A 22,826-nucleotide genomic window follows, 5' to 3' on the forward strand; every position below is an offset into this window, starting at 1 on the left:
GCCCGGCTGGCAGGATCGGAGCATGACCTCCCTCCACGACCACCACGCGACCGCGATCGACGGGGGGGACGTCGACCTGGGGACGTACTCCGGTCAGGTCGTCCTCGTCGTCAACACGGCCTCGCAGTGCGGCTTCACGCCCCAGTACGAGGGCCTCCAGGACCTGCAGAAGTCCTACGCCGACCAGGGCTTCAGCGTGCTCGGTTTCCCGTGCAACCAGTTCCAGTCCCAGGAGCCGGGCGACGACGCCTCGATCGCGGGGTTCTGCGAGCGCAGCTTCGGCGTCACGTTCCCGATGTTCAGCAAGGTCGACGTCAACGGCGACCAGGCGCACCCGCTCTTCCGCTGGCTCCGCGAGGAGAAGGGCGGCCTGCTGGGCGACAAGATCAAGTGGAACTTCACCAAGTTCCTCGTCGGCAAGGACGGCCAGGTCATCAAGCGGTACGCGCCGACGACCAAGCCGGAGAAGATCACCGGCGACATCGAGAAGGCGCTGGCCTCGTGAGCGGCTTCACCGCGACCACCACCGCCGAGGCGATCGTCCTGGCGACCCGGGAGCAGATCTGGGAGGTCCTGCGCGACGCCGACGAGGTCGCCCGGCTGACCCCGTTCGTCACCCGGATCGAGGACCGTGGCGAGCACTGGATCTGGTCGATGACCAAGCTGCCCGTGCCCAAGGCCACCCTCTCGCCGACCTTCACCGAGAAGATGGAGTTCGTCGAGCTCGAGCGGATCGAGTTCAAGCACGACGCCCCCGAGGGCTCGGACGAGAACGCCTGCGTCGACGGGTGGTACGAGCTGGAGGAGCTCGAGCCGCTGGAGGGCGAGCCGGCCGCCACGATGCTGCGCACGTCGCTGTCGATCACCCTCGACCTGCCGCTGCCCAAGGCGCTCGGGCCGGCGGTGAAGGCGTCGATGAAGACGGTCATCAACCAGATGGGCGACCGGTTCTCGGCGGGCATGCTGGAGACGCTCGGCACGACGACGCGGGGGAAGCCCACACGCTCGTGACTTGCCGGTAACCCGACCCGGGCGGGAGTCTGACCCCGTGCCCAAGATCGCGACCACGTCCTCGTACTCCATCACCATGCGGCTCCACACCGAGCCCGACCACTCCGTGATCGGCTCGGTGGCCACGGCGATCGCCGCGGAGGGCGGGATCGTCATGGCCGTCGACGTCGCGGAGTCGGCCAACGACCGCCTCGTCATCGACGTCACCTGCTCCGCGATCGACGCCGACCACGCCGCGCAGCTGCGCGAGAAGGTCGACGCGGTCGACGGCGTGACGGTGCACAAGGTCAGCGACCGGACCTTCCTGCTCCACATCGGCGGCAAGATCGAGGTCACCTCGAAGGTCCCGCTGCGCAACCGCGACGACCTGTCGATGGCCTACACCCCGGGCGTGGGGCGGGTCAGCAAGGCGCTGGCCGACAACCCCGGCGACGTCTCGCGGCTGACGGTCAAGGGCAACTCGGTCGCGGTCGTCACCGACGGCTCGGCCGTGCTCGGCCTCGGAAACATCGGCCCGGGTGCCGCGCTGCCGGTGATGGAGGGCAAGGCGGCGCTGTTCAAGCGGTTCGCCGGCATCGACGCCTGGCCGATCTGCCTGGCCTCCCAGGACACCGACGAGATCGTGCGGGCCGTCGAGATGATCGCCCCCGGCTTCGGTGGCATCAACCTGGAGGACATCGCCGCCCCCCGGTGCTTCGAGATCGAGGCGCGGCTGCGCGAGAGCCTGGACATCCCGGTCTTCCACGACGACCAGCACGGCACCGCGATCGTCGTGCTCGCGGCGCTCACCAACGCGCTGCGCGTGGTCGGCAAGAAGCTCGAGGACCTGCGGATCGTGGTCTCCGGTGCGGGTGCCGCCGGCACCGCCATCGTGACCCTGCTGCTCGCCGCCGGCGTGACGGACGTCGTGGTCTGGGACCGCGAGGGCTGCCTGTCCGGCGACGACGAGTCGCTGCCCGCCGCGAAGCTCAAGCTGGCCAAGGTGACCAACCCGCGCAAGGTCCGCGGCGACCTGCACACCGGCGTGACCGGCGCGGACGTCTTCATCGGCGTGAGCGCCCCGAACGTCCTCGACGCCGAGTGGATCAAGGACATGAACGAGAAGGCCATCGTCTTCGCCCTGGCCAACCCCGACCCGGAGGTCGAGCCCGGTGACGCCGGGGAGTACGCCGCGGTGGTCGCCAGCGGGCGGTCGGACTACCCCAACCAGATCAACAACGTGCTGGCGTTCCCGGGTGTCTTCCGCGGGCTGCTCGACGCCCGCGCCACCGACGTGACGATCGAGATGATGCTGCGGGCCGCCGACGCCATCGCCCACGTGGTCAAGGACGAGGAGCTCAACCCCACGTTCATCATCCCGTCGGTCTTCAACTCCGAGGTGCCCAAGGCGGTCGCGCGCGCGATCGCCGGGAAGCACGCCACCCTCGGCGACGACTGAACGGCGACTTGACAGTCACCTAGGTATTGTCAAGTGCGTTGACAATCGGTACCTTTCTGTCAACCCGGCGCGCTCCCGCGCCGGCGACAGGAGGGACTCCTCGTGAGCGCACGGACCACCACCGGCAGCAGCCCCGGCGCCGGCAGCACCGTCCCCGCCGGATCGACCGACGGGTGGCACGACCACAAGCGGACCCTGTGGCTGATCGGGCTGGTCGTGCCCTCGCTGGCGTTCGTCGCGTACGGCGGGTGGCTGGCCACCGGGTCCGGCCTGTGGTTCTGGGTCGGCCCGGTCGTGATCCTGGTGATCGTCCCGGCCGTCGACCTGGTCGCGGGCCTCGACCGCGCCAACCCGCCCGACGACGTGATCGAGGCGCTCGAGCAGGACCGCTACTACCGCTGGGTGACCTACCTGTTCCTGCCGGTGCAGTACGCCGGGTTCGTCGGGGCCGCCTACCTGGTCGCCCGCGGCGACCCGCTGGGCGTCGGCGGTGACCTGACCCTGGTCGAGCAGCTGGGCCTGGCGGCCACCATCGGCTGCATCGGCGGGATCGGGATCAACACCGCCCACGAGCTCGGCCACAAGCGGGAGGCCAACGAGCGCTGGCTCTCCAAGATCGCCCTGGCCCAGAGCTTCTACGGCCACTTCTACATCGAGCACAACCGCGGCCACCACGTCCGCGTCGCGACGCCCGAGGACCCGGCGAGCAGCCGGATCGGGGAGTCGTTCTACGCCTTCTGGCCGCGCACCGTGCTCGGCTCGGTGCGCTCGGCCTGGCGCCTGGAGGAGAAGCGGTACGCCCGCCGCGACCAGCACCCGTACCGGCCCGGCAACGACGTCCTGAACGCGTGGGTCATGTCGGCGGTGCTGTGGGGCGCCCTCGCGGTCTGGCTCGGCCCGGTCGTCCTGCCCTTCCTGGTCGTCCAGGCGCTGATCGGCCTCACCCTGCTCGAGGTCGTCAACTACATGGAGCACTACGGCATGCGCCGGCAGAAGGTCGGCGTCGGACACCGCGAGCGCTACGAGCGGGTCGACCCGTCGCACTCCTGGAACTCCAACAACGTGGCGACCAACGTGCTGCTCTACCACCTGCAGCGCCACAGCGACCACCACGCCAACCCCACCCGGCGCTACCAGACGCTGCGCGACTTCGAGGAGTCGCCGGTGCTGCCGACGGGGTACGCCGGGATGATCCTGATCGCGCTCGTGCCGCCGCTGTGGCGCCGGGTGATGGACCCCCGGGTGGTCGCCCACTTCGACGGCGACGTCACCCGCGCCAACGTCCACCCGCCGCGCCGCACGCGGGTGCTCGCCGCGTGGCCCGCCCCGGCTGCGGCCGACCAGCCGGCCGCGGCCGACCAGCCGATCGAGGACGCCGCCGCCCCTGCCGCTGCCGCCACAGCCGTCGTCCCCGCGGACGAGGTGCTGGCTGCGCGCTGCCCCGGCTGCGGCTACACCTACGAGGTCGAGGTCGGCAACGAGCTGGAGGGCTTCGCGGCCGGCACCTCCTGGGCCGACGTCCCCGACGCGTGGTGCTGCCCGGACTGCGGGGTCCGCGAGAAGGTCGACTTCGTCCCGATGACCGGGAGCGACGCCTGATGCGGGTCGTGGCGGACCGCGACACCTGCGAGGGTCTCGGCATGTGCGAGGCGATGAGCGAGCTGTTCGAGGTCGGCGACGACGGCTCCGTCGTGGTCCACGACGAGCAGCCCCCCGAGGCCGCCCGGGCCGACGTGCAGGCCGCGGTGGACGCCTGCCCGGTCCTGGCCCTGCGGCTCGAGGGCTGAGGCGTGCGCGCGGGCGGACGCCTGGTCGTGGTCGGTGCCGGACTGGCCGGGTTCAGGGCGGTCGAGACCGCCCGCCGCGAGGGTCACGCGGGCGAGCTGGTGCTCCTCGGGGCCGAGGAGCGGGCGCCGTACGACCGGCCGCCGCTGAGCAAGGCGGCGCTCGCCCCCGGTGCCACCGAGCCCGTCCCCTTCCGCACCGCGGAGGAGCTGGAGGACGACCTCGGGATCGACCTGCGGCTGGGGGAGGAGGCGACCGGTCTCGACACCGCCGCCCGTGAGGTGGTCCTGGGCGGCGAGCGACTGGCCTACGACGCCCTGGTCGTCGCCACCGGCGCCCGCCCGCGGGCCGTCCCCGGCGACCACCTGGCGGGCGTGACCCACCTCCGCACGGCCGACGACGCCGCGGTCGTCCGGCGGGCGCTGGACGCCGGCGCGCGCACCGTCGTCGTCGGCGCCGGGTTCATCGGCTCCGAGGTCGCCTCCGCCGCCCGCGCCCGCGGGCTCGAGGTGACCGTGGTCGAGGCGGCCGACGTGCCGCTGCAGCGGTCGCTCGGGCCCGAGGTCGGCAGGCTCGTCACCCGGCTGCACCGCGACGCGGGCGTCGACCTGCGCCTGGGCTCGGGCGTCACCGGGCTCACCGAGGTCGCCGGCCACGTGACGGGGCTCGCCCTGGAGGACGGCACCGAGCTGGCCGCCGACCTGGTGGTGCTCGGCGTCGGCGTGGCCCCGTCGACCGGCTGGCTCGAGGGCAGCGGCGTCGACCTGCACCCCCGCGACCGCGGCGTCGTCTGCGACGACACCCTGGCCACCAACGCCCCCGGGGTGTGGGCCGCGGGGGACGTCGTGCACGCGCCCCACCCGCTGCTCGGCGGGGACCTGCTGCGGGTCGAGCACTGGACCAGCGCCGCCGAGCAGGGTGCAGCGGCCGCGCGCCACGCGCTCGACCCGTCGTCCGCGCAGCCGTTCGCCCCCGTGCCGTACGTCTGGTCCGACCTCTTCGGCCACCGCCTCCAGCTCGTCGGCACCTCCGTGGCCGACGGGGTGGTGGTCCTCGACGCCGACGACGGCGGCGTCGCCGGGACGACGGCGCTCTGGCACCGGGGCGGGCAGGTGGTCGGGGCGCTGGTCGTCGACCGTCCGCGGGTGGTGATGAAGCTGCGTCGCCGGATCGCCGACGGCGGGCCGTTCGACGAGGCGCTGCACGCTGCCCGGGAGCTGCTCGGGCGCGCCGGGACCTAAAGTGGGGCCGGTGACCTCCACCGCCCGACCGCACCAGGCCGTCGCCACCCGCGACCGGATCCTCGCCGCGGCCGTGGACCTCACCTCGCGCACGGGGTGGGCGAAGGTGACGATGGCGCGGCTCGCCGACGAGGTCGGGGTCAGCCGGCAGACGGTCTACAACGAGATCGGCACCAAGAACGTGCTGGCCGAGGCGATGGTCCAGCGCGAGCTGGAGGCGTTCCTCTCGGTGGTCGGCACGGCGTTCGACGAGCACCCCGACGACCTGCAGGCCGCCGTCGTGGCCGCCTCGCGCGGGGTGCTGGACCGGGCCCAGGACAACCCGCTGCTGCACGCCGTCGCCTCGGCCACGCACGGCGCCGACACCGAGCTGCTGCCCCTGCTGACCACCCACGCCGGCTCCCTGCTGGCCGTGGCCAAGATGGTGGTCGGCGAGCGGGTGGCCTCCTTCGACGTCGCGCTCGGCGCCCGCGACCTCGACGCCGCCATCGACACGGTGGTCCGGGTCGTGCTCAGCCACGTGATGCAGCCCAGCGGCCCCCCGCGCAGACCGCCGACGACATCGGGTGGGTCGCCACGCGGGTGCTGCGGGGCTGAGCCGGAGGGGCCGTCCGCCGCGCGCGGGTCAGCCGACGACGCCCGCGCCCTCGAGGATCAGCAGGACGCCGAAGAGCGCGAACAGCGTCGCGGCGCCGTAGGTGATCGCCTTCTCGGGCAGCTTCCTGCCGAGCATGGCGCCGACCACGATGGCCAGCGCGTCGGCGGCGACCATGCCGACGGTGCTGCCGATCCAGGTGCCGAACCAGCCGTGCTGGGTGGCCAGGGTGATCGTGGCCAGCATGGTCTTGTCGCCGAGCTCGGCGAGGAAGAACGCGACGCCGACGGCGAAGATCGCCTTGCCGGTGGAGCGGCGGGCCTTGTCGGCCTCGTCGTCGGTGAGCTCGTCGCCGCGCAGCGTCCAGGCCGCGAAGCCCAGGAAGGCGATGCCGGCCACGATCGCGATCACGTCCTGCTGCTCGGCGAAGGCGTCGCCGATCCAGAAGCCGATCGCGACGGAGGCGAGGTGCACCACGGCGGTGGCCACGGTGATGCCCAGGAGGACGTCCCGGGCGCGGTAGCGGCTGGCGAAGGTCATCGCCATCAGCTGGCTCTTGTCGCCGAGCTCGGCGACGAAGATGACGGCGGTGCTGAGCAGGAAGGCTTCCACGAGGTGTCTCCTCGGCCCGGGAGGGCCAGGTCAGGGCCCGGCCGAGCACGTGGTCCGCGGGACGGAGACGTCTTCGACCGGGCGCATCAGGGTTCGGTGCGCTGGTCGAAGGTCTCGTCCGCCCGGCTGAGCCGGGCCTGCCGCACCGGACCGTGAGGTCAGTGTGTCGATGCGACTGTTGAGGACTACTCCCCTTCGTGTCCCAGGATGACGCACCGGTGGGGGTCCAGTCCAGCCGGCTCCGCGGCGTTCGGTGAACGGGTGTTGCTCCTCACGTCTACGCTCCACACGGGAGGGATGCAGATGCGTCGAGGTGTGGCCCGGGTCGCCGGGGGTCTGGCGGTGGCCGCCGTGCTGACGGCCTGCGCCGGCGACCCCTCCGGCGCCGGCTCCGGCACCGCCGAGGACCCCGTGATGGGCACCAGCCCGGTCTCCGAGGCGCTGGAGGCGCCGACGGGCGGTGGCAGCGCTGCCGGCTCCGGACGCTCCACCGACCGGGAGGACCGGCAGGACGCCGCGGGCGGCCGGGACGACGGCGTCGTGGTCGCCGACCCCGAGCACGCCGTCGAGCCGCCCGGCCCGCGCGGTCGGGACGAGGCGATCGCCCCGCCCGACATGCTGCTGTTCAACGCCGACGAGCCGCTGGCCGACGAGGTCGTGGACGAGATCGCCGCGGTGGACGGCGTCGACGAGGTCTCGCGCCTCTCGATGGCCCAGGTCTCGCTCGAGGAGCGCGTCTACACCGTCGCCGCGGTCGACTCGGCGACGTACCGGCTCTTCACCCCGCCCGAGAGCGCGCTCTTCCAGGAGCAGTGGGACCGCGTCGCGGGCGGCGAGGTCGCGCTGACCACCGCCAGCGAGAAGTCGCTGCCGGTCGACGGCGACGGCTACCTCCAGCTCGCGCTCGGCGAGGACGACGCCCAGGAGATCCACGTCGGCGCCATCGCGCCCCAGATCGACCAGGTCGACGCCGTCGTGAACACCTCGTGGGGCGAGGAGCTCGGCATCCCGGCCGGCAACGCGCTGCTGGTGCGTACCGGTCAGAAGGCGCCCCAGGCGCTCCGCCCCGTGATCGCGAAGATCCTCGGCGACCAGGCCACCATCCAGGACATGGACGTCGTCGCCCGCGAGGGCCTCGACACCGACGCCACGCAGCAGGCGTTCCTCGTCGGCGGCGTGGCCGAGGCGGTCGGCACCTTCCGCTACACCGTCGCCGGCGGCCAGGTGATCCCCGAGCAGGCCTGGGAGAGCCAGTACATCAGCACCGAGGAGGTCCCGATCCTCGGCACGGTGACCTGCAACAAGGCGATGATGCCGCAGCTGCGGGCCGCGCTGGAGGAGATCACGCTGGCCGGGCTGGCCGACAAGATCAACCCCGGCGAGTACGCCGGCTGCTACTACCCGCGGTTCATCGCCGGGTCCACCACGCTGTCGAACCACTCCTTCGGCACCGCCTTCGACCTCAACGTGCCGGGCAACCTGCGCGGCACCGTCGGGGAGATGGACCGCGGCGTCGTGGCGATCTTCAAGCGGTGGGGCTTCGCCTGGGGCGGCGATTGGAGCTACACCGACCCGATGCACTTCGAGATGGAGAGCCTGGTCGAGCCCCGCTGACCTGCGCCGGTCGGTTCACCGGTCGTCGGGTCGCTCCAGCAGCACGTCCCGCACGATCGCCGCGACCCGTGCCATCAGCCGCCGCGCGCGGTCGGGGTCGTGGGACCAGAAGTAGTGGTCCGCGCCGGGCGTGACGTCGTGCAGCAGCACCGGGACGCCCGCCTCGGCCAGCCGCTGGGCGTAGAGGTCGCCGTCGGCACGCAGCGAGTCCCGCTCGGCGGTCATCACCACCGCGGGCGGCAGCCCACGCAGGTCCGGCGCCAGCAGCGGGGAGGCGTACGGCTCCGCACGGCGGGCCGGGTCGGGGAAGTAGACGCGACGCACCAGCGCGCGCAGCGACGGCGAGATCATCGGCTCCGCCCCCGGCCCGGCACCGCCCTCCGGCACCTCGGTGGCCAGGTCGAGCGCCGGGACGCCGAGCACCTGCAGCAGCGGGCGCACGGTGCCGCAGTCGCGGGCCATCAGGCAGGCCGCGGCGGCCATCCCGCCGCCCGACGAGAGGCCGCCGACGGCCAGCCGGGTGCCGTCGACCCCGAGCGAGGTGCCGTGCCCGGACTGCGGGCCGTCCAGCCAGGCCAGCACGTCGTGCGTCTGCTCCTGCGCGACCGGGTAGCGCACGTACGGGCCGGTGCGGAAGTCGACGTTGACCACCGCGACCCCGGCCTCGGCGACCAGGTAGCGGCACCAGAAGTCGTCCATGAACGGGTGGCGCATCAACCAGGCGCCGCCGTGCAGGTGGACGTACGCCGGCCGTGGCCGCGAGCCGGGCGCCCACGCCGGGTCGGTGTAGACGTGCACCGGCACCCGGCCGTGCCGGGTGGGGACGAGGTGGCGCCGGGGACCCGGCAGGTCGGTGCCTGCGAACCGGAGCTCCTCGCCGTAGCGCACGGACCACCGCGCGCTCGCGTGCATCGTCATCGCCGCGACGCGGTCGGACAGCCTCACCGGGTGGACCTCACCGCCGGGATTCGGAACGGTCGCACGGACGGATGGGTCGCCCGCGCGCGCCCTGGCCTACCCTGCCGGGCATGCGCGCAGCCCAGGTCGTCACGCTCACCGGTCCCACCGACGTCGTCGTGCAGGAGGTGCCGGACGCGACCGCCGGCGAGGGCCAGGTCCTCGTCGAGGTCCACGCCGTCGGCACGTCCTTCCCCGACCTCCTGCTGTCCCGGGGGGAGTACCAGATGAAGCCCGAGCCGCCCTTCACGCTCGGCGTCGACGTCGCGGGCGTCGTCGTGTCCGGCGAGGGCTTCGAGCCCGGCCAGCGCGTCTGCGCGGTCCAGGGCTACGGCGGGGCGTCCGAGCTGGCCGCGATGCCGGTCGACTCGACGTTCGCGCTGCCCGACGCGCTGTCCTTCGAGGAGGGCGCGGCGATGCCGATGAACTACCTCACCGCGCAGTTCGCCCTGGCCGAGCGTGCCGGGCTCCGCGAGGGCGAGACCGTGCTGGTCCACGGGGCCGCCGGCGGCGTCGGCACCGCGACCATCCAGGTCGCCAAGGGGTACGGCGCCCGCAGCGTCGCGGTCGTCTCGACCGAGGAGAAGGCCGAGGTCGCCCGGCAGGCCGGTGCGGACGAGGTCGTCCTGCTCGACGGCTGGAAGGACGCCGTGAAGGACCTCACCGGCGGCAAGGGCGTGGACGTGGTGATGGACGTCGTCGGCGGCGACGTGTTCCTCGACTCCCTGCGCTCCCTGGCCCCCCAGGGCCGTCTGCTCGTGGTCGGCTTCGCCGCCGGGCAGGGCATCCCCGAGGTCAAGGTCAACCGGCTGCTGCTCAACAACACCGACGTCCGGGGCGTCGGCTGGGGCGCCTACGCGATGGCCCGCCCGGGCTACATGCAGCAGCAGTGGGCCGCGCTGGTGCCGATGATCGAGGCCGGGGTCGTCAAGCCGCCGGTCGGTCGCACGTACGCCTTCGAGGAGTTCGGGCAGGCGCTGGTCGACCTCGACGAGCGGCGCACGCTGGGCAAGGGCGTCGTCCGGCTCCGTGACTGACGACGACCCGCGGGGCGCCGGGCGGCGGGCCGCGCACGGGCAGGCGGCGTACGCCGTCCGGCTCGAGACCGGCCCGGCCGGTGCCGCCGCGGTGGTCGCCGGGCTGGGGGCGGAGGACGTGACGGTGGTGGTGGACGTGCTGTCCTTCACGACCACGGTGACCCTCGCGGTGGAGCGGGGCGTCGAGGTGCACCCGTTCGCCTGGCGCGACGAGCGCGCGGAGGCGTACGCCCGGGAGCGCGACGCCGTGCTGGCCGTCGGCCGGTTCGAGGCCGCGGCGTCGTCCCCGGGGGTCGAGGAGCGAGCGTCTCGAGACCGGCCCACGCTGTCCCCTGCCGCGATGCTGCGTGGCGACGGCCTCGCCGGGGTGCGGCGGCTCGTGCTGCCGTCCCCGAACGGTTCGACGATCAGCGCCCTGCTGGCCGACGCCGGGGTCGGCGTGGTGGGCGCGTGCCTGCGCAACGCCCGCGCGGTCGCCGACGCGCTGGCCCCGGCGCTCCTGAGGGGCTCGACCCTGGCCGTCGTGGCGTCGGGGGAGCGCTGGGGGACGGGTCGCTGCGCCCCGCGACCGAGGACGTCTGGGGGGCCGGGGCGCTGCTCGCCGCGCTCCTCGATCGCGGCGTGACCGGGTTGAGCCCGGAGGCGGGGCTGGCGGTCGCCGCCTGGCAGGCGGTCGCCGACGACCCGGCCGCCGCGCTCCGCGCCTGCGCAGGCGGCCGCGAGCTGGCGGCGGCCGGGTTCGGCGAGGACGTCGACGTCGCGGCGGCGGTCGACGTCAGCGACGCGGTGCCGGTGCTGCTGGACGGGGCGTTCCGCGGCGGGCGGCGCTGGGGCTGGTCCGCCGACGGCGGCAGCGGGCCCGAGCGGTGGTTCGACCCGACCTCGGTGTGGCGCAGCCCGCCGCCGTCACCGCCGCCCCGCACCGGCCCCACGGAGATCCGGGTGATGGTGGACGACCACACCGGCATCTGGTGCTGGACCGACGACGACTCCTTCACCGAGGAGGACCTGGACCGCGACGACGCGCCACCCGTGCCGCCCGGTCTCCGCGCCCGGTTGCGGGCCTGGACCGAGGAGCACGAGGCGCACCTCGGCGCGGCCGTCGAGCCGGGCTGGCCGGCCGACCACGACCGCCGGGGGCGGGCGATGGCCGCAGAGCTGCAGGAGTCGCTCGGGGAGGACTACCGGGTCGAGCACGTCCCGGGGTGGGCGCTCGAGGGAGGCCAGGAGTGAGGCTCGCACGGCGGCCGACCGTCCCGGCGAGGAACGGTCCGGGGGACGGTGCAACCTCCGGACCCGTGCAGAGCATCTTCTCGGCGTGGACGCCACCGACCTCGTGAGCCCGGAGACGGGGGATCCGACCGACCGACCGCCCGACCATGCGTCCGGCGGGGTCGACGACGCCTTCGCCGACTTCTTCCGGTCCTGCTGGCCCCGCTCCTACCGGGTGGCTCTAGGAGTCACCCGCGACGCCGCCGCCGCGGAGGACGCCTGCCAGGCGGCGTTCGCCCGGGTCTACGCGTCCTGGGCGCGCATCAGCCGCGTCGACCACCCGGAGGCGTACGTGCGTCGGATGGTCATCAACGAGGTGCTGGGCCAGCACCGCCGGCCCTGGCGCCGCCACGAGCGGATGCAGGCGGACCCGACCGCCGATCCACGACCGACGAACGGCGACCTGGACGCGCTCGGGCAGGTGGTCACCGGCCGGGACGCGCTCTGGGGGGCCGTCGCCGTCCTGCCGCCGCGGCAGCGGGCGGTCGTGGTGCTCCGCTACTACGAGGACCTCTCCGAGACGGAGATCGCCTCCGTCCTCGGCTGCTCGGCCGGGACCGTGAAGTCCCAGGCCTCGCGAGCCCTGGCCACCCTGCGCCGCGTGGCGGCCGACGACAGCACCGGAGACCTGCGATGAGCACCGACCTCGAGCACCTGCTGGCGGCCACGGTCCGCGAGCGGCTCGACCCCAGCGCGATCCCCCCCGGTGACCTGGACCTCGTCCTCGCGTCCGGGCGCCGGATCCGACGGCGCCGTCGCGGGGCTGCGGTCGCGGCGGGGGTGGCCCTCTCCGCGACAGCGGTGCTGGGCGCGCTGCTCCTCACAGGCCCGGGCGATGGCGCGTCCGACGGGCCCGAGGTCGCCGTCGACGTCGCCCTCGGACCGCTGGACGTCTCCGACGGTCTGCGTGCCTACGCGGACCCCGGCCAGGAGGTCCACCTCGGCGGGCGGGTCTTCCCCGCCGACGCGCTCGGGGCACTGGACACCGACGCGGCCGCGACCCCCGCCGGGATCGTCGCGTACGTCGACGGCCGGCCGGTGCTGCTCGACGAGTCGGGCGAGGTCCGCGAGCTCGAGCCGGGGGCCGAGGCCACCGACTTCACCCCGACCGCCAAGGCCGACTCCACCAGCCCCTCGGCCGCCTACGGCGCCCGGCTCGGCGGTGAGCCGACCATCGTCGTCCGGGACCTGGTCACCGACCAGGTCCTCGGCCGTCGCACGGTCCCCGCCGGGACCGTGGTGGACGCCTACGACGACGGGCTCGTGGTGCTGCGCACGGAGGGGGGCACCTCGGTCTGGGACGTGGCTCGGGACTCCGTCGTCGAGCTCGGTGGCCCACGCACCCGGGTGGCCGACCTGCGGGGCGGGGTGCTGCTCTACGACGGCCCGCGCCCTGACGGGCCCGCGGCGGCCGGGTTGCGGCGGCTGGTGCCCGGTGCCATCGACTCCCAGCTCACCTTCGACGGTGAGCACGTCCTGTCCTGGGCCAGCCGGTTGGAGCCGACCGACCCGGCAGGTCGGCCGGTGGTCCTCGAGGAGGGTCCCCCGGGCGGCGGGTACGCCTTCTTCACCATCGACACCGACGGCTCGGTCCTGCTGGCCGAGCCCGGCGCGCGCGGTGCGACCGTGTACGACTGCCTGGTCCCGTCCGGGACCTGCGAGGAGCTCGGCCCTCTCAGCACCACGGGCGGGGACCCCGCGTTCATCGGCAACGACATGTAGTGGGCGGGCCGTGCACGGCCCCGGTTAGGGTCGACGGGTGAGCATCCTGGACGACGCCCGCGAGGGCATGAACCCCGACATCCGACCGCAGGACGACCTCTTCGGCCACGTCAACGGCCGGTGGCTCGACGAGGTCGAGATCCCCGCGGACCGCTCCAGCTGGGGCCCCTTCGTGCAGCTGGCCGACGCCGCCGAGGAGCGGGTGCGCCAGATCATCGAGGACTTCGCCGCGCAGTCGCGCGAGCCGGGCGTGCCCGACGCCGACGCCGCGTCGGCCGAGGAGGCGCAGAAGATCGGCGACCTCTACGCCTCCTTCATGGACACCGAGGAGGTGGACCGGCGTGGGGCGGCACCGATCCGGGCGCTGGTCGACGCCAGCCGGTCGCTGCGCGACGTGCGCGACCTGGCCGCGTTCCTCGGGGAGTTCGAGCGGATCGGCGGGCACGGCCTGTTCGGGTCCTACGTCGACACCGACGACCGCAACTCCGACCGGTACCTGTTCCACCTCGCCCAGGGCGGCCTCGGGCTGCCCGACGAGTCGTACTACCGCGAGGAGAAGTTCGCCGAGATCCGCGGCAGCTACGTCGCCTACCTCGAGCGGCTCTTCACCCTGGTCGACCACGAGGACCCCGCCGGCGCCGCCGCGGCCGTGCTCGCCCTGGACACCCGGATCGCCGCCGGTCACTGGGAGCGCGCCGACACCCGGGACGTCCAGAAGACCTACAACCTGCGCACCCTCGAGGAGGTCAAGGCGGCCTGCCCGTCCTTCGACTGGGACGCCTACGTCCAGAACCTCAGCGGCCCCGAGATCGACCCCGCCCCGCTGCTGGCCGAGGCCTGCGTACGTCAGCCGTCGTTCTTCGAGCACCTCGACGGCGTGCTGCGCGAGACCCCGCTGGACGACTGGAAGTCCTGGCTGCTGGCGCACGTGCTGCGCTCCTCGGCGGCCTACCTGACCGACGACTTCGTCGAGACCAACTTCGACTTCTACGGCCGCACCCTCAACGGCACCCCCGAGCTGCGGGCCCGGTGGAAGCGCGGCGTCGCCCTGGTCGAGGGCGGCCTCGGCGAGGCCGTCGGCAAGGAGTACGTCGGGCGCCACTTCGGCCCGCGCGCGAAGGCGATGATGGACGACCTGGTCGCCAACCTGCTCGCGGCGTACCGCAGCTCGATCGGCCGGCTCGACTGGATGACCGAGGAGACCAAGCAGCGGGCGTACGAGAAGCTGGGGACCTTCCGGCCGAAGATCGGCTACCCGGACCGCTTCCGTGACTACTCCGCGCTGCGCATCGACCCGCACGACCTCGTCGGCAACGTCGCGGCGATCTCCGCGCACGAGACCGACCGCCACCTGCGCAAGATCGGCTCCCCGGTGGACCGCGACGAGTGGTTCATGCTGCCGCAGACCGTCAACGCCTACTACAACCCCGGCACGAACGAGATCTGCTTCCCCGCCGGCATCCTGCAGAAGCCGTTCTTCGACCCCGACGCGCTCGAGGCGGAGAACTACGGCGGGATCGGCGCGGTGATCGGCCACGAGATCGGCCACGGGTTCGACGACCAGGGCGCGCAGTACGACGGCACCGGCACTCTCAACGACTGGTGGACCGCCGACGACAAGGCCGCCTTCGAGGTGAAGTCCAAGACGCTGGTCGCGCAGTACGACGGGTTCTCCCCGCGCAACCTGCCCGGCGAGAAGGTCAACGGCTCGCTGACCGTCGGCGAGAACATCGGCGACCTGGGCGGTCTCACGATCGCGCACACCGCGTTCGTCATCGCCCAGGGCGGCCACGCCTCGGTCGAGGACCGCCGGCGGCTGTTCATGAACTGGGCCTACGTCTGGCGCACCAAGCGCCGCACCGAGCAGGAGCAGACCTACCTGACGATCGACCCGCACAGCCCGCCGGAGTTCCGCGCCAACATCGTGCGCAACCTCGACGAGTTCCACGACGTCTTCGGCACCGTCGCCGGCGACGGGCTGTGGCTGGACCCGGGGGACCGCGTCCGGATCTGGTGACGGGGGGCGCGGGGGACGACCACGCGGCATGCTGACCCCGTGCACCGGACCGCGCTCGTCTCCTCCGCCCTCGCCCCCGTCGCGCTCATCGGGGGCTGGACGCTGGCAGCGACCCGGCAGCCGGAGGCGTACGACGCCACCCGCGACACCATCAGCGCGCTGGCCGCGGTCGGCGCCGAGGACCGGTGGGTGATGACGACCGGGTTCCTGGTCCTCGGCGGCTGCCACGTGGTCACCGCCCTCGGGCTGAGCGAGGCGCACCGGTGGGGCCGGCTCGTGCTGGGCGCCGGCGGGGTGGCGGTGGTCGGCGTCGCCGTGGCGGCCGAGCCGTCGACGGCCCACGTGCCCGTGGCGACGGCGAGCTTCGTGGCCCTGTCGCTGTGGCCGGGGTTGTCCGGCCTGCCCGGGCGGCGCACCGGGTGGGTGGCCACGGCCGTGCTGGGCGGGCTGCTCGCCTGGTTCTCCCTCGAGCTGGGCGGTCCCCGGTCGGGCCTGGCCGAGCGGGTGGTGGCGGGCGCGCAGGTGCTGTGGCCCCTCGCGGTGGTCCTCACGCTGCGGGCCCGGGGGCGTACGGCCGGCCGCGCCGCGGGCCGCACCGCCCGCCGGGGAGCTGTCGGCGGGCGCTCGTAGGCTCGCGGCATGCCCTTCGACGACGCCACCTGCGACGCGGTCCTCGCGCACATGAACGACGACCACCGCGACGACAGCCTGCGCATCGTGCAGGCCCACGGCCACCCGGGCGCGACCGCCGCCGAGATGACCGGCCTCGACGAGCACGGCGGCACCTGGCACGTCACCGAGGGCAGCGCCGAGGCCACGCTGCGCGTGGGCTGGCCCGACGGCCCGGTCACCGAGCGGGCCGACCTGCGGGGCGCCGTGGTCGCCCTGCACGACGAGTCGGTCCGCCTCCTCAGCGCACCGCAGGACCACCGGTGACCGCCGGGTCCGCCGCGCCCGGGGCGACCGACGCGGGCACCCGTGCCGACGTGCGCGCCCGAGCCGAGGGCCACCTGCGGGCCCTGGTCGGCAAGGACGACGCCGTGCTGCGCGAGGACCAGTGGTCGGCGATCGAGGCGCTGGCGGTCGACCAGCGCCGGGCGCTGGTCGTCCAGCGCACCGGCTGGGGCAAGTCCGCGGTCTACTTCGTGGCCACGCTGCTGCTCCGTGAGCGGGGCGCCGGACCCACCGTCATCGTCTCGCCGCTGCTGGCGCTGATGCGCAACCAGATCGCCGCCGCCGAGCGGGCCGGCATCCGCGCGGTGACCATCAACTCCACCAACGCCGAGAGCTGGGAGCCGACCCACGAGGCGATCCGCGCCGGGGAGGTGGACGTCCTCCTGGTCAGCCCCGAGCGGCTGAACAACCCCGGCTTCCGCGACGAGGTGCTGCCGCGCCTGGCGGCGACCTGCGGCCTGCTGGTCGTCGACGAGGCGCACTGCATCTCCGACTGGGGCCACGACTTCCGACCCGACTACCGCCGGATCCGCACCCTGCTGGGCGACCTCCCCGACGGCATCCCGGTCCTGGCCACCACCGCGACCGCCAACCAGCGGGTCACCGACGACGTCGCCGAGCAGCTCGGCGGGCTCGACCGCGGCGCCGGCCGCGCCGAGGTGCTCGTGCTGCGTGGCTCGCTGGACCGGGAGTCGCTGCGACTGGGGGTGGTGCGTCTGCCCACCGCCGAGCAGCGGCTCGGCTGGCTTGCCGACCACCTCGCCGAGCAGCCGGGGTCGGGGATCGTCTACTGCCTCACCGTCGCCGCCACGGCCGAGGTCGCCGACTACCTCCGCTCCCGCGGGCACGACGTCGCGGCGTACTCCGGGCAGACCGAGGCGACCGAGCGGCAGGCCCTCGAGCAGGACCTGCAGGCCGGGCGGGTCAAGGCCCTGGTCGCCACCAGCGCGCTCGGCATGGGCTTCGACGCCTCCCTCGGCTTCGTGGTCAACCTCGGGGCGCCGTCCTCGCCGGTCGCCTACTACCAGCAGGTCGGCCGCGCCGGGCGCGGGCTCGACGCCCGCAGCGAGAGCGCCACGGTGGTGCTGCTGCCGGCGACCGAGGACCGCGACATCTGGGCCTACTTCGCCTCCCTGGCCTTCCCGCGGGAGGAGCTGGTCCGCCAGACGCTCGACGTGCTCGCCGAGGAGGGCCGGGCGATGAGCACGGCCGCCCTGGAGACCCGCGTCGAGCTCAGCCGCAACCGGCTGGAGACCCTGCTCAAGGTGCTCGACGTCGACGGCGCCGTCCGCCGGGTCCGTGGCGGCTGGGAGTCGACCGGGCAGCCGTGGACCTACGAGGCCGAGCGCTTCGAGCGGGTCCGCGCGGCCCGGGAGCGCGAGCAGCGCGCGATGCTCGACTACCTCGACACCGACCGGTGCCGGATGCGCTACCTGCGCGAGCAGCTCGACGACCCCGACGCCGAGGACTGCGGCCGCTGCGACACCTGCGGCGGCCTGGACCTGCCCACCGGTGTCTCCGACGCGGCGCTGGCCGAGGCCGGTGCCCGGCTCTCGCGCCCCGGCGTCGTCGTCGAGCCCCGCAAGATGTGGCCGACCGGGCTGCCCGCGATCGGTGTCGACCTCAAGGGCAAGATCGCCGAGGGGGCCGGCGAGGGCCGCGCGGTGGCCCGGCTCACCGACCTCGGCTACGGCCAGGCGCTGCGCGAGCTGTTCCGCGCCGGGACGGAGGACGGGCCGGTCCCCGTACCCCTGGTGAAGGCCGTCGTGGCCGTCCTCGGCGACTGGTCGCCCCGGGTGGACGCCATCGTCGTGCTCGACTCGGCCACCCGGCCGACCCTGGTGGCCGACCTGGCCGCGGGCCTGTCGCGCTACCTCGGCGCCCCGGTGGTGGGCCGCTTCGCGATCGTCGACCCCTCGGTCGAGCCGGGTCGGGGCGCGGTGAACTCCGCCCAGCGGGTCGCGGCCGTCGGGCGTCGCTACGACCTGCACCTCGACGACCCCGCCGCCCTCGACGGCGCGTCGGTGCTGCTGGTCGACGACCTGGTGGTCACCGGATGGACGATGACGCTGGCCGCCCGGGCCGTCCGCCGCGCCGGCGCCGCCCAGGTCGTGCCGCTGGCGCTGGCCACCCAGAGCTGAGGTGACCCGCGCCGTGCCCGTGCCCCTGCTGACCTCCTCCGAGGCCGTCGCCCTCGACGCCCACGCCCGTCGGCTGCTCGACGTCGCCGCGGGTGCCCGGCACCCCGACGGCGGCTACGCCTGGCTGAGCGACGACGGCACGGTCGACCCGGTCCGGGCGCGGGAGCTGTGGATCACCTGCCGGATGACGCACGTGCACGCGCTCGGGGTGCTCCTGGACCACCCCGGGTCGACGGCGCTCGCCGACCACGGCGTGGCGGCGCTGCGCGGGGTCTTCCGCGACGAGGCCCACGGTGGCTGGCACGCGCGGGTCGGCCCGGACGGCGCGGTGCCCGGCGCCAAGACCGCCTACGAGCACGCGTTCGTCGTCCTGGCCGCGTCGTCGGCCGTCGCCGCCGACCGGCCCGGGGCCGCCGACCTCCTCGAGGAGGCGCTCGCGGTCCTGCTCGAGCGCTTCGTCGCACCGGCCGGGCCCGGCGCCGGCCTGGTCGCCGAGGAGTGGGACCAGCGGTTCGAGGTCCTCGACGACTACCGCGGCCTGAACGCCACCATGCACGCGGTCGAGGCGCTGTCGGCCGCCGCCGACGTGCTCGACGACCCCGGTCCGCGCGCCGTCGCCGCCGGGATCGTCGACCACGTCCTCGGCCGGCTCGCCCCGGCCCACGACTGGTTGCTGCCCGAGCACTTCGACCCCGCGGGGAGACCGCTGCTCGACTACCACCACGACCGGCCGGCCGACCCGTTCCGCCCCTACGGCGCCACCATCGGGCACGGCTTCGAGTGGGCCCGGCTGGCCCTGCAGCTGCACGCCGCGACCGGGGACACCGCCCCCGGCTGGTGGGTCGACCACGCGGTCGCCCTGGCCGACGCGGCCGCCCGGCACGGGTGGGCGCCCGACGGCCACGACGGGTTCGTCTACACCGTCGACTGGGACGGCGCCCCGGTCGTCCGGGAGCGGATGCACTGGGTGGCGGCCGAGGCGGTGGCCGCCGCCTCGGCGCTGCACCAGGCCACCGGCGACCCCCGGCACGCCGACCGCTACCGCGCCTGGTGGGCCCACGCCGGGGAGTGGTTCGTCGATCCCGTCCGCGGGTCCTGGGTGCACGAACGCTCGCCCGACGGCGGCGCCAGCAGCCTGACCTGGTCCGGCCGCCCGGACGTCTACCACGCGCTGCAGGCCGCGCTGCTGCCCCGGCTGCCGCTCTCGCCGTCGCTGGCGACGGCGCTGCGCGACGGCCTGCTGCCCCCGCCCGGCACCCACCCGACGCCCTAGGGTCGGGCCCATGCGCCACGGAATCACGATCCTGCCCGAGCTGCCCTGGGCGCAGGCCGCCCCGCGGTGGCGTGCGGCCGAGGAGATGGGCTTCGACCACGCCTGGACCTACGACCACGTGGTGTGGGGGGGCCTGCCGGAGTCCGACTGGTACGCCGCCGTGCCGACGCTGACCGCCGCGGCCACCCTCACCACGACGATGCGCCTCGGCACGCTGGTCGCGTCCCCCAACTTCCGCCACCCGGTGCCCTTCCACCGTGAGGTGCAGGCTCTCGACGACATCTCGGGCGGGCGCTTCCTGCTCGGTGTCGGCACCGGCGGCGACCTCGACTCCCGCATCCTCGGGATCGAGGACCTCGCGGTCCGCGACCGCGTCGACCGCTTCCAGGAGTTCACCGACCTCCTCGTCCGGCTGCGCACCGAGGACCACGTCGACGCCGACGGCCGCTGGTTCTCCGCCCGCGGGGCGCGCACGCTCCCGCGGCTGCGCGACGTCCCGCTGCTGGTGGCGGCCAACGGACCGCGCTCGCTGCGGTACGCCGCCCGCACCGGCGACGGCTGGGTGACGACCGGGCCGCGGACCGAGGCGCTCGAGGACTGGTGGGTCGGGCTGGCGACGGCGCGGGACACCTTCGAGACGGCCCTGGACGCCGCCGGCCGGGACGCCGCCGCGGTGCCCCGCTACCTGCTGCTCGACGCCTCGCCGCAGTTCTCCCTGGAGAGCGTCGGCGTCTTCGACGACATGGTGGGCCGGGCCGCCGACCTCGGCTTCACCGACGTGGTGACCCACTGGCCGCGCGCCTCGGACCCGTACGCCGGCGACGAGTCGGTCCTGGAGGCGGTCGCCGCCCGGTTCTGAGACCCGCGTCACATGCCGTCCCGGTCCCTGGATCTCGACGCGGCGGGGAGGGCAGGTCGGGTTATGGTCGTGCCCGATTCAAGGACCGGAGACCAGATGCCCCAAGGCGTGACCGCGCGTGCTGCCGCAGACCTGCTCGACCTGATCCTCGACCAGACCTTCCCCCCGGGCGCGTCCCTGCCGTCCGAGACCGAGCTCGCCGAGCGTCTCGGCGTCAGCCGCCTGACCGTCCGCGAGGCGATCAAGTCGCTCGCCGGGACCCGGGTGATCGTGGTGCGGCAGGGCCGCTCCAGCATGGTGAACGAGGTCGAGGAGTGGTCGCCGTTGGAGCCGCGGCTGTTCGCCGCCCGGGTGGCCCGGGGCAGCGACTCCCTGCCCGCGCAGATCCTCGAGGTGCGGCGCATCGTCGAGGTGGAGGCGCTGCCGCTGGCCGTCGAGCGGTGCACCGACACGCAGCGTGAGGTCCTCGCCGACGCGCTGAGGTGGATGCGGGAGGCCCACGCCGCCGACGACCCGACCACCTTCGCGGAGAACGCCCTGCGGTTCCGGTCCGGGCTGATCGCCGCCGCCGGGAACGTCTACCTCGAGGCGCTCCTCGCTCCGCTCACCGACATCGTGATGCCCGCGGCGCACGAGGCCCACGCGGACCCCGGCCTGCGGCAGCGGGTGCTCGACGTGCACGGCGAGCTGCTCGCGGCCGTCGAGGCGGGGGACGTGCCCCGGGCGCGTGCGGTGCTGACGGGCCACTTCGAGAAGCAGCGGGCCGACCCGATGTGGCTGCGCACCCGTCAGATCAGCAGACCGACCAGCAGCACCAGCGCCACGACGCCGAGCACCAGCGCGAGCAGCAACGGCACGGCGACGAGCAGCAGCGCCGACGCGACGTAGCCGACCGTCGGCGCCGGGACCGGCGCGCCGACCGGCCGGTCCGCCAGTGCCCGCTCCATCAGCCTGATGTTCTTGCGGTTGGCCCGGTGGGCGACGTCCGCGGCATCGCCCACCAGCGGCACCACCCCGAGCAGGGCGTCGACCACGAGGTTGCCGCCCATCCGCGCGAGCACCGGCACCGGGACGTGGCACCGCACCGCGTCGTAGAGCACCACCCCGGAGATCGCGGAGCCGGCGAGGTCCCCGACGCCGGGGACCAGGCCGATCACGGCGTCCAGGCCGAGGCCGACCTGGGTCCCGGGCACCCGGATCGCGTCGTCCATCACGCGGGCGAGGACCCGGCTGCGGCGGGGGACGGGGGTCCCGGTCTGCTCGTCCATGCCCCGATCCTCCCGGACGGCTGCGCGGGCCCGGTCGTCTCCTAGGGTGAGGCCTCCGCACCGACCCTCGGAGGAACCTCCATGCGACTGCGTCCCCAGCACCGTCCGCGTCCCCTGGCCGCCGTCGCCGTCGCGGCGGTGACCGCGGCGGCCCTCGCCGGCTGCTCCGGCGGGGAGGAGGAGTCGCCGGAGGACGAGACGTCCGGGTCCCCGTCGGCGTCGTCCTCGGAGTCGGCGGAGCCCTCCGCGTCATCGGAACCGTCGGAGCCGGCCGACGGTGAGGCGGCCGCCCAGGCCCTCCAGGACGCCGTCGACGCCACGATCGCGGCGCGGGTCTTCACGATCGACGGCGACCTCGACCTCGAGATCGCCGGTCAGCAGCTGGAGCTGCAGACCGAGGGCAGCGTCGACTACGACGCGACCGTCGCGGACCTGCGGCTCGCGATCGGCCAGGGCGGCCAGACCAGCGAGGCCGAGGTGAAGGCCGACGGTGAGACGCTCTGGGTGCGCGCCGAGGGCCAGGGTGTCCCCGCCTTCCCCGGCGGCGCGACCTGGCTGCAGGGCGAGGCCACCCGCCTGGCCGAGTCCACCACCTTCACCCCGACCGGTCTCGTCGGAGCGGTCCTCGTGCTGCGCGGCGCGTCCGAGGTCGAGGAGGTCGGCACCGAGGAGGAGGACGGCGTCGAGGTCACCCGCTACGCCACCACCTTCACCTACGACGACGCCCTGGCGGCCGTCGACGGCCAGGAGGCCCAGGTGCTCGGCAGCGCCTTCTCCCTGACCGGCGCGGCGTCCTCGATCGACCTCGACGTCGAGGTCGCGGTGGGCGACGACGGCGTGCTGCGGGAGTTCGACCTGGAGCTCGCCGAGTCCGACGTCGCGGCCGCGGGCAGCTACGAGATCAGCCTGAGCGACGTCGCCGGCGAGGTCACGCCGCCCGCGCCGCCGGCCCCCTCCGACGTGGCCACGGGTCCCGAGGCCGAGGCGCTGCTCGACCAGGTCATCGTCTGACGCGCCCGGTGTCGGCGGC

General features: G+C 74.4%; 23 protein-coding genes and 1 pseudogene. 21 read left to right on the forward strand and 3 right to left on the reverse strand.

Features of this window, described 5'->3' with window-relative positions; all coding sequences use genetic code 11:
- Window positions 1–22 precede the first annotated feature (22 nt).
- From ENKNEFLB_RS00365 to ENKNEFLB_RS00395, 7 genes and pseudogenes are all read left to right on the forward strand, one after another.
- Window positions 23–505, forward strand: coding sequence for a glutathione peroxidase (locus ENKNEFLB_RS00365; RefSeq protein WP_214057388.1), 483 nt, complete (start codon window positions 23–25; stop codon window positions 503–505).
- Complete coding sequence (locus ENKNEFLB_RS00370) at window positions 502–1,011, forward strand: SRPBCC family protein (protein ID WP_214057389.1); 510 nt, start codon at window positions 502–504, stop codon at window positions 1,009–1,011. The genes ENKNEFLB_RS00365 and ENKNEFLB_RS00370 overlap by 4 nt, the downstream gene beginning before the upstream one ends.
- Window positions 1,012–1,087: 76 nt before the next feature.
- On the forward strand, window positions 1,088–2,449 hold the full coding sequence (locus tag ENKNEFLB_RS00375; RefSeq protein WP_214059245.1) for an NAD-dependent malic enzyme: 1,362 nt from the start codon (window positions 1,088–1,090) through the stop codon (window positions 2,447–2,449).
- A 102-nt stretch (window positions 2,450–2,551) separates the two neighbouring features.
- Complete coding sequence (locus ENKNEFLB_RS22785; protein ID WP_214057390.1) at window positions 2,552–4,048, forward strand: fatty acid desaturase; 1,497 nt, start codon at window positions 2,552–2,554, stop codon at window positions 4,046–4,048.
- Window positions 4,048–4,236 (forward strand): ferredoxin, encoded by a 189-nt coding sequence (locus ENKNEFLB_RS00385; protein WP_214057391.1) that lies wholly within the window; start codon window positions 4,048–4,050, stop codon window positions 4,234–4,236. Before ENKNEFLB_RS22785 ends, ENKNEFLB_RS00385 begins: the two co-directional genes overlap by 1 nt.
- Before the next feature lie 3 nt (window positions 4,237–4,239).
- Window positions 4,240–5,475 (forward strand): NAD(P)/FAD-dependent oxidoreductase, encoded by a 1,236-nt coding sequence (locus ENKNEFLB_RS00390; protein ID WP_214057392.1) that lies wholly within the window; start codon window positions 4,240–4,242, stop codon window positions 5,473–5,475.
- Window positions 5,476–5,587: 112 nt separating this feature from the next.
- Window positions 5,588–5,965, forward strand: a pseudogene (locus ENKNEFLB_RS00395) (TetR/AcrR family transcriptional regulator); the annotation flags it as partial.
- Window positions 5,966–6,100: 135 nt separating this feature from the next.
- On the opposite strand, the gene ENKNEFLB_RS00400 reads toward ENKNEFLB_RS00395, so the two are convergent.
- On the reverse strand, window positions 6,101–6,682 hold the full coding sequence (locus ENKNEFLB_RS00400) for a TMEM165/GDT1 family protein (RefSeq protein ID WP_214057393.1): 582 nt from the start codon (window positions 6,680–6,682) through the stop codon (window positions 6,101–6,103).
- 303 nt (window positions 6,683–6,985) lie between these two features.
- Here ENKNEFLB_RS00400 and ENKNEFLB_RS00405 point away from each other — a divergent pair, with 303 nt between their 5' ends.
- Window positions 6,986–8,296, forward strand: coding sequence for a M15 family metallopeptidase (locus tag ENKNEFLB_RS00405; RefSeq protein ID WP_214057394.1), 1,311 nt, complete (start codon window positions 6,986–6,988; stop codon window positions 8,294–8,296).
- A 15-nt stretch (window positions 8,297–8,311) separates the two neighbouring features.
- On the opposite strand, the gene ENKNEFLB_RS00410 is transcribed toward ENKNEFLB_RS00405, so the two are convergent.
- Window positions 8,312–9,241, reverse strand: a complete 930-nt coding sequence (locus ENKNEFLB_RS00410; RefSeq protein WP_214057395.1) for an alpha/beta hydrolase — start codon at window positions 9,239–9,241, stop codon at window positions 8,312–8,314.
- Window positions 9,242–9,324: 83 nt separating this feature from the next.
- Between ENKNEFLB_RS00410 and ENKNEFLB_RS00415 the strand changes: the two genes are divergently transcribed.
- From ENKNEFLB_RS00415 to ENKNEFLB_RS00465, 12 genes are all read left to right on the forward strand, one after another.
- Window positions 9,325–10,290 carry an NADPH:quinone oxidoreductase family protein gene (locus ENKNEFLB_RS00415; RefSeq protein ID WP_214057396.1) on the forward strand — a complete coding sequence of 322 codons (966 nt, stop codon included), beginning with the start codon at window positions 9,325–9,327 and terminating at the stop codon, window positions 10,288–10,290.
- Entirely contained in the window at window positions 10,283–10,915 is a 633-nt protein-coding gene (locus ENKNEFLB_RS22790; RefSeq protein ID WP_275955934.1) for a 2-phosphosulfolactate phosphatase, read from the forward strand. The genes ENKNEFLB_RS00415 and ENKNEFLB_RS22790 overlap by 8 nt, the downstream gene beginning before the upstream one ends.
- On the forward strand, window positions 10,912–11,523 hold the full coding sequence (locus ENKNEFLB_RS22795; RefSeq protein WP_338040935.1) for a hypothetical protein: 612 nt from the start codon (window positions 10,912–10,914) through the stop codon (window positions 11,521–11,523). The genes ENKNEFLB_RS22790 and ENKNEFLB_RS22795 overlap by 4 nt, the downstream gene beginning before the upstream one ends.
- An 85-nt stretch (window positions 11,524–11,608) precedes the next feature.
- On the forward strand, window positions 11,609–12,199 hold the full coding sequence (locus ENKNEFLB_RS00425) for a SigE family RNA polymerase sigma factor (protein ID WP_214057397.1): 591 nt from the start codon (window positions 11,609–11,611) through the stop codon (window positions 12,197–12,199).
- Window positions 12,196–13,284, forward strand: a complete 1,089-nt coding sequence (locus ENKNEFLB_RS00430; protein WP_214057398.1) for a hypothetical protein — start codon at window positions 12,196–12,198, stop codon at window positions 13,282–13,284. Before ENKNEFLB_RS00425 ends, ENKNEFLB_RS00430 begins: the two co-directional genes overlap by 4 nt.
- 37 nt (window positions 13,285–13,321) lie before the next feature.
- A complete protein-coding gene (locus tag ENKNEFLB_RS00435; protein WP_275955935.1) occupies window positions 13,322–15,301 on the forward strand; it encodes a M13 family metallopeptidase in 1,980 nt (659 codons plus the stop codon).
- 39 nt (window positions 15,302–15,340) lie between these two features.
- On the forward strand, window positions 15,341–15,931 hold the full coding sequence (locus tag ENKNEFLB_RS00440) for a DUF998 domain-containing protein (protein ID WP_214057399.1): 591 nt from the start codon (window positions 15,341–15,343) through the stop codon (window positions 15,929–15,931).
- Between the two features lie 9 nt (window positions 15,932–15,940).
- Window positions 15,941–16,237 carry a DUF2470 domain-containing protein gene (locus ENKNEFLB_RS00445; RefSeq protein WP_214057400.1) on the forward strand — a complete coding sequence of 99 codons (297 nt, stop codon included), beginning with the start codon at window positions 15,941–15,943 and terminating at the stop codon, window positions 16,235–16,237.
- On the forward strand, window positions 16,234–18,396 hold the full coding sequence (locus ENKNEFLB_RS00450; RefSeq protein WP_214057401.1) for a RecQ family ATP-dependent DNA helicase: 2,163 nt from the start codon (window positions 16,234–16,236) through the stop codon (window positions 18,394–18,396). The genes ENKNEFLB_RS00445 and ENKNEFLB_RS00450 overlap by 4 nt, the downstream gene beginning before the upstream one ends.
- A 13-nt stretch (window positions 18,397–18,409) precedes the next feature.
- Entirely contained in the window at window positions 18,410–19,669 is a 1,260-nt protein-coding gene (locus ENKNEFLB_RS00455; protein ID WP_214057402.1) for an AGE family epimerase/isomerase, read from the forward strand.
- Between the two features lie 10 nt (window positions 19,670–19,679).
- Window positions 19,680–20,528 (forward strand): LLM class flavin-dependent oxidoreductase, encoded by an 849-nt coding sequence (locus tag ENKNEFLB_RS00460; RefSeq protein ID WP_214057403.1) that lies wholly within the window; start codon window positions 19,680–19,682, stop codon window positions 20,526–20,528.
- Window positions 20,529–20,636: 108 nt separating this feature from the next.
- Window positions 20,637–21,416, forward strand: coding sequence for a FadR/GntR family transcriptional regulator (locus ENKNEFLB_RS00465; protein WP_275955936.1), 780 nt, complete (start codon window positions 20,637–20,639; stop codon window positions 21,414–21,416).
- Here the strand turns inward: ENKNEFLB_RS00465 and ENKNEFLB_RS00470 are convergent.
- Window positions 21,317–21,796, reverse strand: coding sequence for a DUF4112 domain-containing protein (locus tag ENKNEFLB_RS00470; protein WP_214057405.1), 480 nt, complete (start codon window positions 21,794–21,796; stop codon window positions 21,317–21,319). The genes ENKNEFLB_RS00465 and ENKNEFLB_RS00470 overlap by 100 nt on opposite strands.
- Before the next feature lie 81 nt (window positions 21,797–21,877).
- On the opposite strand from ENKNEFLB_RS00470, the gene ENKNEFLB_RS00475 reads away from it, so the two are divergent.
- Entirely contained in the window at window positions 21,878–22,807 is a 930-nt protein-coding gene (locus tag ENKNEFLB_RS00475) for a hypothetical protein (RefSeq protein WP_214057406.1), read from the forward strand.
- Window positions 22,808–22,826: the final 19 nt, after the last annotated feature.

This window comes from Nocardioides aquaticus (assembly GCF_018459925.1).
Taxonomy (GTDB): domain Bacteria; phylum Actinomycetota; class Actinomycetes; order Propionibacteriales; family Nocardioidaceae; genus Nocardioides; species Nocardioides aquaticus.

What these genes read in the sequence shown, in the direction of transcription:
- ENKNEFLB_RS00365 (WP_214057388.1), top strand. Translation starts at nt 23, where the DNA reads ATGACCTCCCTCCACGACCACCACGCGACCGCGATCGACGGGGGGGAC.
- ENKNEFLB_RS00375 (WP_214059245.1), top strand. Translation starts at nt 1,088, where the DNA reads ATGCGGCTCCACACCGAGCCCGACCACTCCGTGATCGGCTCGGTGGCC.
- ENKNEFLB_RS00385 (WP_214057391.1), top strand. Translation starts at nt 4,048, where the DNA reads ATGCGGGTCGTGGCGGACCGCGACACCTGCGAGGGTCTCGGCATGTGC.
- ENKNEFLB_RS00405 (WP_214057394.1), top strand. Translation starts at nt 6,986, where the DNA reads ATGCGTCGAGGTGTGGCCCGGGTCGCCGGGGGTCTGGCGGTGGCCGCC.
- ENKNEFLB_RS00415 (WP_214057396.1), top strand. Translation starts at nt 9,325, where the DNA reads ATGCGCGCAGCCCAGGTCGTCACGCTCACCGGTCCCACCGACGTCGTC.
- ENKNEFLB_RS00430 (WP_214057398.1), top strand. Translation starts at nt 12,196, where the DNA reads ATGAGCACCGACCTCGAGCACCTGCTGGCGGCCACGGTCCGCGAGCGG.
- ENKNEFLB_RS00445 (WP_214057400.1), top strand. Translation starts at nt 15,941, where the DNA reads ATGCCCTTCGACGACGCCACCTGCGACGCGGTCCTCGCGCACATGAAC.
- ENKNEFLB_RS00460 (WP_214057403.1), top strand. Translation starts at nt 19,680, where the DNA reads ATGCGCCACGGAATCACGATCCTGCCCGAGCTGCCCTGGGCGCAGGCC.
- ENKNEFLB_RS00470 (WP_214057405.1), bottom strand. Translation starts at nt 21,796, where the DNA reads ATGGACGAGCAGACCGGGACCCCCGTCCCCCGCCGCAGCCGGGTCCTC.
- ENKNEFLB_RS00475 (WP_214057406.1), top strand. Translation starts at nt 21,878, where the DNA reads ATGCGACTGCGTCCCCAGCACCGTCCGCGTCCCCTGGCCGCCGTCGCC.